Annotated in this window: 12 protein-coding genes; 5 read left to right on the top strand and 7 right to left on the bottom strand. The window is 74.3% G+C overall.

Translation table 11 applies throughout. The features are described 5' to 3' along the window. Nucleotides 1-242, bottom strand: a 242-nt coding sequence (locus tag ACZ38L_RS21080; protein WP_465695630.1) for an IS110 family transposase, incomplete at its 3' end; no start/stop codon positions are given. A 408-nt stretch (nucleotides 243-650) separates the two neighbouring features. Here ACZ38L_RS21080 and ACZ38L_RS21075 point away from each other — a divergent pair. Further along, a complete protein-coding gene (locus tag ACZ38L_RS21075) occupies nucleotides 651-1,313 on the top strand; it encodes a TVP38/TMEM64 family protein (RefSeq protein WP_465695628.1) in 663 nt (220 codons plus the stop codon). Here ACZ38L_RS21075 and ACZ38L_RS21070 read toward each other — a convergent pair. Beyond that, nucleotides 1,310-2,044, bottom strand: coding sequence for an SDR family oxidoreductase (locus ACZ38L_RS21070; protein WP_465695626.1), 735 nt, complete (start codon nucleotides 2,042-2,044; stop codon nucleotides 1,310-1,312). The two genes, ACZ38L_RS21075 and ACZ38L_RS21070, sit on opposite strands and share 4 nt — an antisense overlap. 105 nt (nucleotides 2,045-2,149) lie before the next feature. Between ACZ38L_RS21070 and ACZ38L_RS21065 the strand changes: the two genes are divergently transcribed. From ACZ38L_RS21065 to ACZ38L_RS21050, 4 genes are all read left to right on the top strand, one after another. Next, nucleotides 2,150-2,668, top strand: coding sequence for a DinB family protein (locus ACZ38L_RS21065; protein ID WP_465695624.1), 519 nt, complete (start codon nucleotides 2,150-2,152; stop codon nucleotides 2,666-2,668). Nucleotides 2,669-2,917: 249 nt separating this feature from the next. Further along, on the top strand, nucleotides 2,918-3,310 hold the full coding sequence (locus tag ACZ38L_RS21060; RefSeq protein ID WP_465695622.1) for a cell division protein SepF: 393 nt from the start codon (nucleotides 2,918-2,920) through the stop codon (nucleotides 3,308-3,310). Between the two features lie 142 nt (nucleotides 3,311-3,452). Next, a complete protein-coding gene (locus ACZ38L_RS21055; RefSeq protein WP_465695619.1) occupies nucleotides 3,453-4,004 on the top strand; it encodes a TetR/AcrR family transcriptional regulator in 552 nt (183 codons plus the stop codon). Beyond that, nucleotides 4,001-5,545: an MFS transporter gene (locus ACZ38L_RS21050; RefSeq protein ID WP_465695617.1), complete on the top strand. Its 1,545-nt coding sequence runs from the start codon at nucleotides 4,001-4,003 to the stop codon at nucleotides 5,543-5,545. The genes ACZ38L_RS21055 and ACZ38L_RS21050 overlap by 4 nt, the downstream gene beginning before the upstream one ends. On the opposite strand, the gene ACZ38L_RS21045 is transcribed toward ACZ38L_RS21050, so the two are convergent. The 5 genes from ACZ38L_RS21045 to ACZ38L_RS21025 all read right to left on the bottom strand — a co-directional run bounded on the left by ACZ38L_RS21045 (nucleotide 5,542) and on the right by ACZ38L_RS21025 (nucleotide 13,854). Beyond that, nucleotides 5,542-8,013, bottom strand: a complete 2,472-nt coding sequence (locus tag ACZ38L_RS21045) for a SpoIIE family protein phosphatase (RefSeq protein WP_465695614.1) — start codon at nucleotides 8,011-8,013, stop codon at nucleotides 5,542-5,544. The genes ACZ38L_RS21050 and ACZ38L_RS21045 overlap by 4 nt on opposite strands. 155 nt (nucleotides 8,014-8,168) lie before the next feature. Next, nucleotides 8,169-8,783, bottom strand: a complete 615-nt coding sequence (locus tag ACZ38L_RS21040; protein ID WP_465695612.1) for a TetR/AcrR family transcriptional regulator — start codon at nucleotides 8,781-8,783, stop codon at nucleotides 8,169-8,171. Between the two features lie 124 nt (nucleotides 8,784-8,907). After that, a complete protein-coding gene (locus ACZ38L_RS21035; protein ID WP_465695608.1) occupies nucleotides 8,908-10,482 on the bottom strand; it encodes a 4-coumarate--CoA ligase family protein in 1,575 nt (524 codons plus the stop codon). Nucleotides 10,483-10,640: 158 nt separating this feature from the next. After that, the gene (locus ACZ38L_RS21030; RefSeq protein ID WP_465695606.1) at nucleotides 10,641-11,822 is read right to left on the bottom strand and encodes an acyl-CoA dehydrogenase family protein; all 1,182 of its coding nucleotides are present in this window, start codon (nucleotides 11,820-11,822) and stop codon (nucleotides 10,641-10,643) included. 37 nt (nucleotides 11,823-11,859) lie between these two features. Then, a complete protein-coding gene (locus ACZ38L_RS21025; RefSeq protein WP_465695604.1) occupies nucleotides 11,860-13,854 on the bottom strand; it encodes an acetyl/propionyl/methylcrotonyl-CoA carboxylase subunit alpha in 1,995 nt (664 codons plus the stop codon). Between the last annotated feature and the right edge of the window lie 5 nt (nucleotides 13,855-13,859).

The raw sequence follows: 13,859 nt of genomic DNA, 5'->3' as shown, positions 1-13,859 counted from the left end.
GCGTTCGGGTGCACCGGCACCACGGGGTGGCCGGCCGCCAGCAACCGGTCCACCACCAGGCCGCGGGTGGTCTCGATCGCCACCGGCAGGTCGGCTGGACTGCCGTGCCGGCGCAGGCGCCTGATGGTCGCCTCGATGCCCTGCTCGGTGTGTGCCAGCTCCCAGCGATCCACACGGGTACCGGAGTTGTCCATGACGCTGACGTCGTGGGTCTCGGTCGCCCAGTCCCATCCGATGAACACGAAGGTCGTACTCCTGTGTTGAGCGCGGAGCACCTACCCGGTCGTGAGGTCGTCTGCCGGAAGCTCATTAATCGGCCCTCTGCGGGGCGTGTCCCTGAAGCCGATCAGACGGCCTCGGCCCGGCGGGGCTGGCGTAACTCATCGTGGCCGACGAACGGCTCGCGCGACTGGCCATGCACCCACCGGGACCGAGAGGTCACAACCCTACCGAAGAGGGCTGCAGAAGGGATGGTCCTCTAATGAGCGCCCAGGTCCTCGTCGCCGGTGCGGCCCCGTCGGGCTGATGGGCAGCCGCACCTCGGCCCGGGGCGGCTCGGGCCGGCGCTGACCGCCGGGCGCGGCGCGCCCGGCGGCGGAGGCGGAACCCGGGCCGCACGGACCGGCGACGCCTTGCACTACGCTCGCCGGATGCTCACCCGCTCCACCCGCTCGCCCTGGGTCCGGTTCACACTGCTGGCGCTGCTGCTGGCCGCGGCCGCCGGCTCGGTGCTGCTCTGGGACCCGCGCCGGGCCGCCGACGCGGTGCCCGGGGCCTGGCGGGCGCCCGCCTTCGTGCTGCTCTTCGCTCTGGGCACGCTGGCCTTCCTGCCGAAGCCGGCGCTGAACGTGGCCGCCGGGCTGCTGTTCGGCGCCGAACGGGGCGTCGCGGTGGCGGTGCTGGGCACCACGCTGGGCGCCGCGCTCGCCTTCGGCCTGGGCCGCGGGCTGGGGCGGGAGGCGGTCCGTCCGTTGCTGCGCGGCCGGGCGCTGACCGCGCTCGACCGGCGGCTCACCGAGCAGGGGTTCCGCTCGGTGCTGCTGCTGCGGCTGGTGCCCGGGGTGCCGTTCCAGGCGGTGAACCTGGGCGCGGCGTTCTCCGGCACGCGGCTGCGCCCGTACCTGGCGGGCACCGCGCTGGGCGTGTTGCCCGGGACCGCCGCCTACGTGGTGGCCGGCTCGGCGGCGGGCTCCCCCGGCTCGCCCGCGTTCCTCGCCTCGACCGCGGTGATCGTGCTGCTGGGCCTGTTCAGCCTGCTGGCGATGCGACGTCCCGACGCCGGGCCATCGCGACGGTCCAGGGCCTGCCGCTAGATTCCGCCGGCCACCCGCAGGTTCGCGCCGGTGGCGTACGAGGCGTCCGGCGACAGCAGCCAGGCCACCGCGCCGGCGATCTCGTCCGGCTCGCCCGCCCGGCGCAGCGGGATGCCGGGCGCCAGCCGGTCCGGGCGGCCGGGCTCGCCGGAGTCCGTGTGCAGGGAGGTGTGGACGATGCCGGGCGAAACCGTGTTGACCCGGATCCCGGCCGGGCCCAGCTCCTTGGCCAGCCCGACGGTGAGCGCGTCGGTGGCCGCCTTGGTCGCGGCGTAGTGCACGTAGTCGCCCGGGCTGCCCAGGGTGGCCGCCGCGGACGAGATGTTGACGATGGCTCCACCCGGCCCGAGGTCGCGGGCGGCGCGCCGGGCGCAGAGCAGGTAACCGACCAGGTTGACGTCCACCACCCGGCGCAGGTCCTCGGTGCGCGCCTCGGCGAGCGGGCCCAGCGGGCTGGTCACCCCGGCGTTGTTGACCAGGCCGGTGACCGGGCCGAGTTCGCCGGCCGCGGTGTCGAAGAGCCGGTCGACGTCGGCCTCCACCGTGGTGTCCATCCGCACGGTGACCACCCGGCCGCCCGCCGCCCGGACGTCGGCGGCCACCTCCTCGGCCGCCGCCTCGTCGCGCCGGTAACCGACCGCCAGACCGTGCCCCGCCGCGGCGAGCCGCCGGCAGATCGCCGCCCCGATCCCGCGGCCGCCGCCGGTGACGATGGTGACGGGGCGTGACATGGGCGGCTCCTTCGGTCCGGTGGGCCGACGCCGGCCCTGCCGAGGAGCTTACCGTCCGGTCACATCCCACCGCCCGCGGACGAACGATCCACGAGGATGGCCGGCATGACGAGCCCTGACGCCCTGGTGCGCACCGATCCCCCACCGGCCGCCGACGAGCGGGCCGCCCTGCTGGCCTTCCTGGACTACCACCGGGCCACGCTCGCCCGGAAGTGCGCCGAGCTGACGGACGAGCAGCTGCGCCGCCGCGCGGTGCCACCGTCCACGCTCTCCCTGCTCGGCCTGGTGCGGCACCTGGCCGCGGTGGAGCGGCACTGGTTCCAGGAGGTGCCGCTCGGTGAGCGACCGGATCCGCTCCACTGGTCGCCGGAGCGGCCGGACGGCGACTTCGACGACGTCGACACCGCCGACCCGGCCGAGGCGTTCGCGACCTGGCGCCGGGAGGTCGAGCTCGCCGACCGGGCGGTCCGAGGTCTGCCGTTGGAGCGCGTCGCCGCCACCGAGGGGCGTGACAGGGGCGTAACACTCCGCTGGATCCTCACCCATCCGATCGAGGAGTACGCGCGGCACAACGGGCACGCCGATCTGCTGCGCGAGGCGATCGACGGCCGAACAGGTGAGTGACGCGGCGTCAATCGGGTGAGCTTGCCTACTCAGTTGGCGCAGGCCCGCAACCGGGCACCCGGCCCGCTCGTCCGATCACTGTGAGAACGGCGGATGCCGATGGCATGCGCCACTACGCTGAACGGCGTGCCTGGGCGGGCGCCACAGTGGTGATCAGTGCGATACTCGGACAGTTCCGGCGACTGGATGACGCGTCAGAGGCCGCGGGGCGCACGGGACCGGACGAGTGACAGGACAGGGAGGCGCGGCATGGGAGCACTTCGCGACGAGCACCACAACGGGTGGCTGATGCCCTCCGGGAGTTACCCCGCCGCGGTGTACGAGGATCCGTGGACGAGCGCGGACGCGACGCCGACGGTTCCCCAGATGGCGAAGATCGTCTCGCTGAAGCCGACGGGCTTCGAGTCCGCCCGGACGGTCGGCGAGCACATCCGCTCCGGCACCCCGGTGGTCATGGACGTGACGGACATGGACGACGCCGAGGCCAAGCGGATGGTCGACTTCGCCTCCGGACTGGTGTTCGGAACCAAGGGCGGGATCGAGCGGATCGCTCGCCGGGTCTTCCTGCTCACCCCGGCCGAGGTCGAGGTGACGGTGATCGACCGGCCGTTGGACGACAGCGGGTTCTACAACCAGAGCTGAGCTGGACCGCGGGCGCGGCGACCGGAGGTGGCGACAGGCCGCCTCCGGTTTTTTGCTGCCCCGGCCACTCGTCGAGCGTCGCAGCTGCGAATGCGGAATCTCATGTGAGACATATATGTCTCACATGAGCTACCCTGTTCTCATGGCCATCGACCGTGACTCCGTCCTCGCCGCCGCCGTGGGCGTGCTCTCCCGGCAGCCCACCGCCCACCTGGACGAGATCGCCCGGGCGGCCGGGATCAGCCGTGCCTCGCTGCACCGGATCTTCCCGGGCCGCGAGGCGCTGATCCGCGAGGTCGGCCTGCTCGGCCTGCGGACCTACAACGCCGCCCTGGACACCGCCGCGATCGAGGAGGGCGACGCCGAGGCCGCGCTGCGCCGGCTCGCCGAGGTGTTGGTGCCGGACGCCGCGCTCTGCGCCTTCCTGGCCGGCGAGAACCAGCTCTTCGACGACGCCGAGCTGTGCGCGCTCTGGGAGGAGCAGGACGCCCGGGTCCGCGCGCTCTTCCTGCGCGGCCAGCAGCAGGGGTTCTTCCGGATCGAGCTGTCGGCCGGCTGGCTCAGCGAGGCCTTCTTCGACCTGCTCGCGGGCGTCGGCTGGGCCGTCCAGGACGGCCGGCTGGCCCCTCGCGACAGCGTCTTCTCCCTCATCGAGCTCTTCCTCGGCGGAGCCCTCAGGAGCCCCTCCCCATGAGCACCACCCGCGCCCTCGGCCCCACCTCCCTCGCGTCCGCCGGCCGGAACCGCCGGTGGGCCGGCCTCGCGGTGCTCGTCCTCGCCATCGTGCTGGTGGTCGTCGACGCGACCGTGCTGGTGCTCGCGATCCCCGAGATCACCGAGACCATGCGGCCCAGCGCCACCCAGCTGCTCTGGATCGGTGACGTCTACTCCTTCGTGCTGGCCGGGCTGCTGGTCAGCATGGGCTCGCTGAGCGACCGGATCGGCCGCAAGCGCCTCCTGATGACCGGCTCGGCCGCGTTCGGCGCGGCCTCGCTACTCGCCGCCTACGCCCCCGGCGCGGGCTGGCTGATCGCCGCCCGGGCGCTGCTGGGCGTCGCCGGGGCGACCATCATGCCGTCCACCCTGTCGCTGATCCGCGCGCTCTTCCCGGACGACCGGGAACGGGCCACCGCGATCGGCATCTGGGGCGCGGCGGCCACCGCGGGCGCCGCCGCCGGGCCGCTGCTCGGCGGGGTCCTGCTGGAGCACTTCTGGTGGGGCTCGGTCTTCCTGCTCAACCTGCCGGTGATGGCGCTGCTGATCGGGCTGGGCCTCTGGCTGTTGCCGGAGTCGCGCGACCCGAAGCCGGGCCGCTGGGACGTGCTCAGCGTGCTGCTGTCGATGACCGGGGTGATCGCGGTGGTCTACGCGGTCAAGGAGGCCGCCGCGAACGGGCCCGGACACTGGAACGTGCCGGTCACGGCCATGCTCGGGACGGCCGCGCTGGCCCTCTTCGTCCGTCGCCAGCTGCGGCTGGAGACCCCGCTGCTGGACGTCCGGCTCTTCGCCGACCGGCGGTTCACCGCGGCCGTGGTCGGCGCGCTGGTGGCCGTGCTGGGGCTGGCCGGCGTGGTGTTCTTCATGTCGCAGTACCTCCAGCTGGTCCGCGACTACTCGCCGCTCAGGGCGGGCCTGGCCGAGATGCCGGCGTTCGTGGGCGCGACCGTCACCGCGGTGCTGACCGCGCGACTGGCCCGGACGGCCGGTGCCCGGGCCACCCTGGTCGGCAGCATGGCCGCGCTGGGCCTGGCGCTCGGTGCGCTCGGCTGGCTCCGGCAGGACAGCGGCTACCTGCTGCTGGCCACGGTCTTCACGGTGGTCGGCGCGGGCGAGGGGCTGGTGTACACGCTCTCGGCCGACATGGTGCTGACCGCCGCGCCGGCCGCGCGGTCCGGGGCCGCCTCGGCGGTCTCGGAGACCGCGTACGAGCTGGGCACCGCGCTCGGGATAGCGCTCTTCGGTTCGGTGCTGACCGCCGTCTACACCCGCGGGGTGGGGATGCCGGCGGACGTCCCGCCGGCGGTGGCCGAGCAGGCCCGGCAGTCGCTCGGCGCGGCGGTGGAGGCCGCCCGGACGCTGCCCGCGGAGACCGGCACGGCGCTCACCGAAGCGGCCCGGGCCTCCTTCGTGCACGGCCTGGGCACCGCCGCGTGGCTGGCGGCGGTGCTGGTGCTGGCCGGCGCGCTGCTGGCCTGGCGGCTGCTGCGGCCGACCGGGCGGGTGAGCAGGCCCTAGCTGCCGAGCGGGAGGTCGAGCTCGGCCCAGACCACCTTGCCCTCCTTCGTCAACCGGCTGCCCCAGCGGTGTGCCAGCTCGTTGATCAGGTGCATCCCCCGGCCGCCCTCGTCCTCCGAGCTGGCCGGGCGCAGCCGCGGGCTCTGCCGACCGGTGTCGGCCACCTCCAGGGTGAGCGCCCGGTCCCGGAACAGCCGCAGCCGGCGCGGCTCCTGCGCGTGCACCAGGGCGTTCGTGACCAGCTCACTGACCAGCAGTTCGGCGAAGTCGGCGAGCGGGGAGAGCCCCCAGGCGCCGAGCGTGCTGCGGGTGAAGCGGCGGGCCAGCGCGGGCATCGGCTCCTCGCCGGTGAGCGGCAAGGTGGCGATCCGATCGTGCGGGACGGGCAGCGCCCGCGCCATGATCATCGCGATGTCGTCCTCGGTGCCGCCGCGCACCAGCGTCGAGACCACCGCGTCGCAGTGCGCCTCCAGGGTGCGGCCGCGCTCGGCCAGGGTGCGGCACAGCGCGTCGATGCCCTGATCGATGTCCTCGCCACGGCGCTCCACGAGCCCGTCGGTGTAGAGCGCCAGGATGCCGCCCTCGCCCAGAGTGAAGTCCACGCTCTCGAAGGCCACCCCGCCGACCCCGAGCGGCACTCCGGGCGGCAGGTCCAGGGTGCGCGCGTTGCCGTCCGCCGCCATCACCACCGGCGGCAGGTGGCCGGCGCCGGCCAGCGTGCAGCTGCGGTCCACCGGGTCGTAGACCGCGCAGACGCAGGTGGCGAACTGGCCCTCGCCGATACCGGTGGCGGTCTCGTCCAGCCGGGCCAGCACCTGGGCGGGCGGCAGGTCGAGGGTGGCCAGGGTGCGGGCCACCGTGCGCAACTGGCCCATCGTGGCGGCGGCCCGGATGCCGTGGCCCATCACGTCGCCGACCACCAGCGCCACCCGGCCGCAGGAGAGCGGCACCACGTCGAACCAGTCGCCGCCGACCTCGCTGACCACGCTGCTGGGCAGGTAGCGGTAGGCGATCTCCAGGCCGAGGGTGCGGTGGATCTCCTGCGGCAGCAGGCTGCGCTGCAGGGTGAGCGCGGTCTCCTTCTCGCGGCGGTAGAGGCGCGCGTTGTCGATGCAGATGGCGGTCCGGGCGACCAGCTCCTCGGCCAACGCCACGTCCGCGTCGCCGAACGGCTCCGGGTGGTGGGTGCGGACGAACTCGGCGCCGCCGAGCACCATGCCGCGGGCCATCAGCGGCACCAGCAGATAGGAGCGGACGCCGGCTTCGAGCCCCGGCTCGACCCGGTCGGGGTGCGCGGCCAGGCTCATCAGGGCCGCCTCGTCCACGTGCCGGAAGAGCAGCGGCCTTCCGCTGCGCAAGCTCTGGGTGTAGATCCGGTTGGAGTCGTAGGCGGTGGTCTCGCCGACCGAGTCGGCGGCCGCGGTCAGTCCGGACCCGTGCGCCTGGACGGCCGCCACCGCGCGCAGCAGGATGCCCTGGTCCGGCCCGAGCTGGCTGGGCTCCTCACCCTGCAGCACCGGGTCCAGCAGATCGACGGTGGCGAAGTCGGCGAACCGCGGGACCACCGCGCCGACCAGCTCCTCGGCGGTGCGCCGCAGGTCGAGGGTGGTGCCGATCCGGGTGGAGGCGTCGGCCAGCAGCGAGAGGCGCTCCTGGGCCCGGGCGGCCCGGGCCTCGGCCTGGAACCGCTCGGTGACGTCGATGATCGAGGAGCTGAGGCCGAGCACCCGGCCGGAGGCGTCCTCCAGCCGGTAGTAGGAGGTGGACCAGGCCCGGTCACGACCCGGGTCGCTCGAGGTGCGGCCGTGCGAGCGGGCGTCCACCACCGGCCGCCCGGTGGCCAGCACCTCGCGCATCACCTCCTCGATCTCGGCCGCGTTGAGGCCGGGCAGCACGTCGTCGACCCGCCGGCCCAGGTGCCCGGAGACCGGCACCCCGTTGATCCGGGCCAGCGCCTCGTTGATCCGGACGAAGCGCAGCTGGGTGTCGTAGACCGCCATGCCGATCGGGGACTGGGTGAAGAAGCCGTCCATCATCGCGAGGTTCGCCTCGACCTGGCGCAGCGCCCGGACGTCCGAGCCGGTGGCGAGCACCATCGGGCGGCCCCCGGGTCCGACGATGCCGTAGGTGCGGAACTCCAGCTCCACCTCGTGACCGTCGTGGTGGCGGACCGGGAAGACCCCGGACCAGCGCCGGCCGGAGACGATCCGGCCGTAGAGCGCCATCACGTCGTGGCGGCGCTCGGGCCGGGTGAGCAGCGGGGCCGCGTACTGGCCGACGATCTCCTCGGCCGGCCAGCCCAGCAGCCGCTCGGCGTCCTCACTCCAGTGCAGGATCCGGCCGTCGGCGTCGAGCAGGGCGGTGGCGACCGGGACCAGCCGGTGGCCGTCCAGCCGCGCCGGGACGACCTCCGGCGTCCCGGCGTTCTGGCCTCCCTCGGCAGAGGGGCCGCTGTCTGGCGTCTGCATGGTCTGGAACACACCCCGGCGGCTCGTCCGGTCCCGGGCGCGCGGCGGGCGGCCCAGTGCTTCTTCTCCAGACTGCCCGGTGATCGGCGGCCCGGCGACCGCGCGCCACCGGCCGTCACCCAGTGTGCTCAGTACGACCGGCCGGCCCGGAACGCTCAGACCCGGTCGCGGGCCAGCGCGTCGTCGAGCAACCGGGCCCACTGGCGGACCACGCCGGCCCGGCGGGCGCCGTCGTCGGTGAGCAGGTTGGCCAGGCCCAGGCCGCGGGCCAGGTCGAGGGTGGCCTGGACGGTCTCCCGGACCCCGGCCGCGCTCTCGTCCACTCCGAGGGACTCCAGCGCCGCGCGGTGCGACTCACGGCCGACCCGGTTCTCCAGTGCGATGATCCGCTCGCGCAGTGGCTGCTCGGTGGCGGCGGCCACCCACAGGTGCAGGGCGGCCCGGAACAGCGGCCCGGTGTAGAGGCGAACCAGCAGGTCGACCACGGCCTCGGTACGGGCCGGGCCGGGTGGCGGCAGCTCGCCGGTGCCGGCCCGGACGGCGGCCAGCCGCTCGGCGGTGACGTGCTCGACGGCGGCGGTGAAGAGGTCCTCGCGGGTCGGGAAGTGGTGCTGGGCGGCGCCGCGGGTGACACCGGCGCGTTCGGCCACCACGGTGACGGTGCTGCCGTTCCACCCCAGCTCGGCGAGGCACTCGACGGCCGCCTCCAGTAGCCGCCGGCGGGTGGCCCGGCTGCGGTCCTGCTGCGGAGTTCTGGCGGCGGTGGTCATCGGCGGTGCTCCGGGTCGGTGGGGATCTCGGGGTGCGGATCGGTCCGGACCCGCGGCCCGGCCACCGCGATCCTCGCAGACGGCGTCCGGGCCCAGCCGCCCCGGTCGCGGGGCGGTGCACCGGTCAGCGGGCCCGCAGCTCGCGGCGGAGGATCTTGCCGCTCGCCGACTTGGGCACGGCGGCCAGGAACTCCACCGCCCGGACCTTCTTGTACGGCGCGACCCGGGCGGCCACGAAGGCCATCACCTCGGCCTCGTCGAGCGTGCTGCCGGCGGCGCGGACCACGAAGGCCTTGGGCCACTCCTCGCCGTCCGAACCGGTCACCCCGACCACGGCCACGTCGGCGATCCCCGGGTGGCCGAGCAGCAGCGCCTCCAGCTCGGCGGGCGCCACCTGGTAGCCCTTGTACTTGATCAGCTCCTTCACCCGGTCCACCACGTGCAGGTAGCCGCGTTCGTCCACCCGGCCGACGTCCCCGGTGTGCAACCAGCCGTCGGCGTCGACCGTGGCGTCGGTCTCGCCGGGCCGGCCGAAGTAGCCGCGCATCATCTGCGGGCCGCGAATCAGGATCTCGCCGGTCTGCCCAGGGCCGAGGTCTCCGTTCGAGCCGTCCAGCGCGGCCAGCCGCAGTTCGGTGGAGGAGACCAGCTTGCCGACCGCGCCGGGGGCGGGCGACTGCTCGGTCAGCGGCACCAGGTGGGTGACGGGCGAGAGTTCGGTCATCCCGTAGCCCTGGTGGATGGTGGGCAGGCCGAGCCGGGCGGCGCAGCCGGCGGCCAGCTCGGCGTCGAGCGGCGCGGCGCCGCTCAGCACGTAGCGCACCGAGGAGAGGTCGAACCGGTCCACCAGCGGGTGCTTGGCCAGTGCCAGCACGATCGGCGGGGCGACGAACAGGCCCTCGACCCGGTGTTCCTGGACGGTGCGCAGGAACTGCTCCAGGTCGAAGCGCGGCAGCACCACGACGGTCGCGCCGGCGCGCAGCGCGCGGTTCATCAGCACCGAGAGACCGTATATGTGAAAAAAAGGCAACACACCGATAATTCGCTCACCGGGCGCGAACTGGTGCAGCGCGTCCACCTGGGCCAGGTTGGTGGCGATCGCGCGGTGGGTGAGCATCACGCCCTTGGGCAGACCGGTGGTACCGCTGGAGTACGGCAGCACCGCGACGTCGGTGCCCGGGTCCACGGGGACGTCGGGTACCGGCGCGGTGCTGTTCAGCAGGTCGGCGAGCGACCGGTGGCCGGCGGCCCGGTCGCAGACGATCACCTCACGCAACTCGACGCCGTCCTTGGCGAGTTCCACCTCGGCTTCCAGAGCGACCGGGAGCAGGGCCGAGACGGTGACCACCCACCGGGCACCGCTGTCGCGCAGCTGCGCGGCCAACTCACCCGGGGTGCTGAGCGGACTGACCGTGGTGACGGTGGCGCCGGCCCGGCTGGCGCCGAAGAACACGACCGGGTAGGCGAGGCTGTTCGGGCTGAGCAGTGCCACCACGTCGCCCTTGCGCAGCCCGGACTCGGCCAGTGCGGCGGCTAACCGGCCCACCGCGGTGGCGAGTTCGGCGTATCCGAGCGCCTCGCCGGTGATCCCGTCGAGCAGCGCCGGCGCGTTGCCGAAGCGGGCTGTCCCGCCGAGCACGGCCTGGTGGATCGACAGGTCGACGACGGGCACATCGGGATACTCGCTGCGGAACACCATGGCGACTCCTGCGGTTCGCGTACGGGTGGGCAGCCGGTCGGGCCGCAGACGCACGGCACCACGACCGGCTGCCGGAGGCTACCCGGCCGCCGGGCGGTGCACGCCCCCACGGCGCGCCGACCGACGGCTCAAGGTACCCCAGGGCCCGGCCGGGCCGGTCAGTAGGAGCGCGGGAGCCCGAGGGTGTGCTGGGCCACGTAGTTGAGCACCATCTCGCGGCTGACCGGCGCCACCCGGCCGACCCGGGTCGCCGAGATCAGCGCCGCCAGGCCGTACTCCTCGGTCAGGCCGTTGCCACCGAGGGTCTGCACCGCCTGGTCGACGGTGCGGCAAGCCGCCTCGCCCGCCGCGTACTTGGCCATGTTGGCCGCCTCGCCGGCCGCCAGGTCGTCGCCGGCGTCGTAGAGGTGGGCGGCCTTGGCCATCATCAGCCGGGCCAGCTCGATCTCGATCGCGCACCGCGCCAGCGGGTGGGCCAGGCCCTGGTGGGCGCCGATCGGCTGCTCCCAGACGGTGCGCGTCTTCGCGTACTCCACGGCGGTGTCGAGCGCCTGGCGGGCGATCCCGAGGGAGAACGCGGCGGTCATGATGCGCTCGGGGTTGAGCCCGGCGAAGAGTTGCTGCAGGCCGGCGTTCTCGTCGCCGACCAGCGCGTCGGCGGGCAGCCGGACGTCGTCCAGGAAGACCTCGAACTGCCTTTCCGGCGAGACGAGTTCCATCGCGATCGGGCGGTACTCGAAGCCCGGAGCGGTGCGCGGCACCATGAACAGGGCGGGCTTGAGCTTGCCGGTGCGGGCGTCCTCGGTGCGACCGACCACCAGCACCGCGTCCGAGCCGTCGATGCCGGAGATGAAGACCTTGCGGCCGTTCAACAGCCAGTCGTCGCCGTCCCGGTGGGCGACGGTGGCGAGCCGGTGCGAGTTGGAGCCGGCGTCGGGCTCGGTGATGGCGAAGGCCATCTTCTTGCTGCCGTCGGCCAGTCCGGGCAGCCAGTGCCGCTTCTGCGCCTCGGTGCCGAACCGGGCCAGGATGGTGCCGCAGATCGCCGGGGAGACCACCAGCATCAGCAACGGGCAGCCGGCGGTGCCCAGTTCCTCCAGCACGATGGCGAGCTCGGTCACGCCGGCGCCGCCACCGCCGTACTCCTCCGGCAGGTTGACCCCGATGTAGCCCAACTTGCCGGCTTCCTGCCAGAGTTCGTCGGTGTGCTCGCCGGCGCGGGCCTTGCTGAGGAAGTAGGAGGAGCCGAACCGACGGCCCAGGTCGCCGACCGCCCGGCGCAGCGCGGTCTGTTCGGGGGTCTCGATCAGCGGGCTCTCGGTGCTGTGCGGTGCGGGCATGTCCGGTCCTCCCGGGCTCGGGGTGGGTCAGGAGTGGTCAGTGGGTGGGGGTGTCGGGTGCGTGTCCGGGCTCGGCGGCCGGCTCGACCACGGCCAGTACCGCGCCCAACTCGACCTGCCGGCCCGGCTCGGCGCGCAGTTCGGTCACGGTGCCGGCCCGGGGGGCGGTCACCTGGTGCTCCATCTTCATCGCCTCCAGCCAGAGCAGCGGCTGGCCGGCCGCGACCCGGTCGCCGACCGCGACCCCGAGCCGGACCACCGTGCCCGGCATCGGGGCGAGCAGCGCGCCCGGCGCCTGCTCGGCCCGGGGTTCCGGGAACCGGGGCAGCACGGTCAGCGCCACCGCCCCGGCGGGCGAGTCGAGCTGGACGGTGTCGCCGTACGCCGCGACGGCGAAACTCCGCCGCAGGCCGTCCACCTCGAGCACCACCCGGTCCGGGGCGGCCGACAGCAGCCGCACCCCGGGATGCCCCTCGGCCCGCAGCCCGTCTCTGGTCAGCCGGTAGCGGGCGGCCAACTCGGTGCCGTCGGCGGCCCGGTAGCGCTTGACCTGGGGCTGCGAGGGCAGGTTGCGCCAGCCGGACGGCAGCGGTCCGGGACGGGCGGCGGCGTCGGCGAGCGCGGCGACCAGCGCCGCCAGCGGCAACTCCCGCTTGTCATCGCACTGTTCACCCCCCGCCAACAGGTCGCCGGCGTGCTCGACGAGGAACCCGGTGTGCACCCGGCCCGCCCGGAAGTCCGGGTGGCGCAGCACCCGGACCAGCAACTCCCGGTTGGTGACCGGCCCGTGCACCCGGGCGCGGGCCAGCGCGTCGGCCAGCCGGCGGGCCGCAGCGGCCCGGGTCGGGGCCCAGGCGATCACCTTGGCGAGCATCGCGTCGTAGTGGATCCCGACCGACGAGCCGCTCTCCACCCCGGAGTCGACCCGCAGCCCGGCCGGTCCGACCGGTCGCACGAAGGCCTCGCCGGGCAGTTCGACCCGGTGCAGCGCGCCGGTCTGCGGCTGCCAGCCCTGGGCCGGATCCTCGGCGTACAGCCGCGCCTCGATCGCCCAGCCGCGCGCCGCGGGCGGCTCGGCCGGCAGCATATCGCCCTCGGCGACGGCGATCTGACGCTCAACCAGGTCGATACCGGTCACGCACTCGGTGACCGGGTGCTCGACCTGCAGCCGGGTGTTCATCTCCAGGAAGAAGAACCGGCCGTCCGGGGCGAGCATGAACTCCACCGTCCCGGCGCCGGTGTAGCCGATCGCCCGGGCCGCGGCGGTGGCCGCCCGGGCCAGCTCGGCGCGCAGCCCGTCGGTGAGCCCCGGCGCGGGGGTCTCCTCGATCACCTTCTGGTGGCGGCGCTGCACCGAGCAGTCGCGCTCGCCGAGCGACCAGACCGTGCCGTGCGTGTCCGCCAGCAGCTGCACCTCGACGTGCCGCCCGGTGGCCAGGTACGGCTCGCAGAAGACCTCGGCCGAGCCGAACGCGGCCTGCGCCTCGGCCGCCGCGGCGGCCAACTCGCTTGGCAGGTCCGCCAGTCGGCGGACGATCCGCATGCCCCGCCCGCCGCCGCCGGCCGCCGCCTTGACCAGCAGCGGCAGGTCCGCCTCGGTGGCCCCGGCGGGGTCGACCGCGCCCAGCACCGGGACGCCGGCGGCGGCCATCAGGCGCTTGGCGGCGGTCTTGGAGCCCATCCGGGCCATCGCGTCCGGGGGCGGGCCGACCCAGGTCAGCCCGGCGGCCAGTACCTCACGGGCGAAAGCCGGGTCCTCGGAGAGGAAGCCGTAGCCGGGGTGGATCGCGTCCGCGCCGGCCGACCTGGCGGCCCGGACCAGCAGGTCGGCCCGGAGGTAGGTGTCCGCGGGCGCCGCACCGGGGAGCCGGACGGCGGTGTCGGCCTCCCGGACGTGCGGGGCGTCCGCGTCGGGGTCGGAGTAGACCGCGACGGTGGCGATGCCGAGGTCGTGGCAGGTGCGCAGGATCCGGCGGGCGATCTCGCCGCGGTTGGCGACCAGCAGGCGGCGGATCGTGGTGCTCTCGGGCATCGGAA

The sequence above is a fragment of the Kitasatospora sp. NPDC024654 genome (assembly GCF_055559155.1).
Note: the sequence above shows the minus strand (reverse complement) of the source record. Positions and strands in the feature narration are given on the sequence as shown.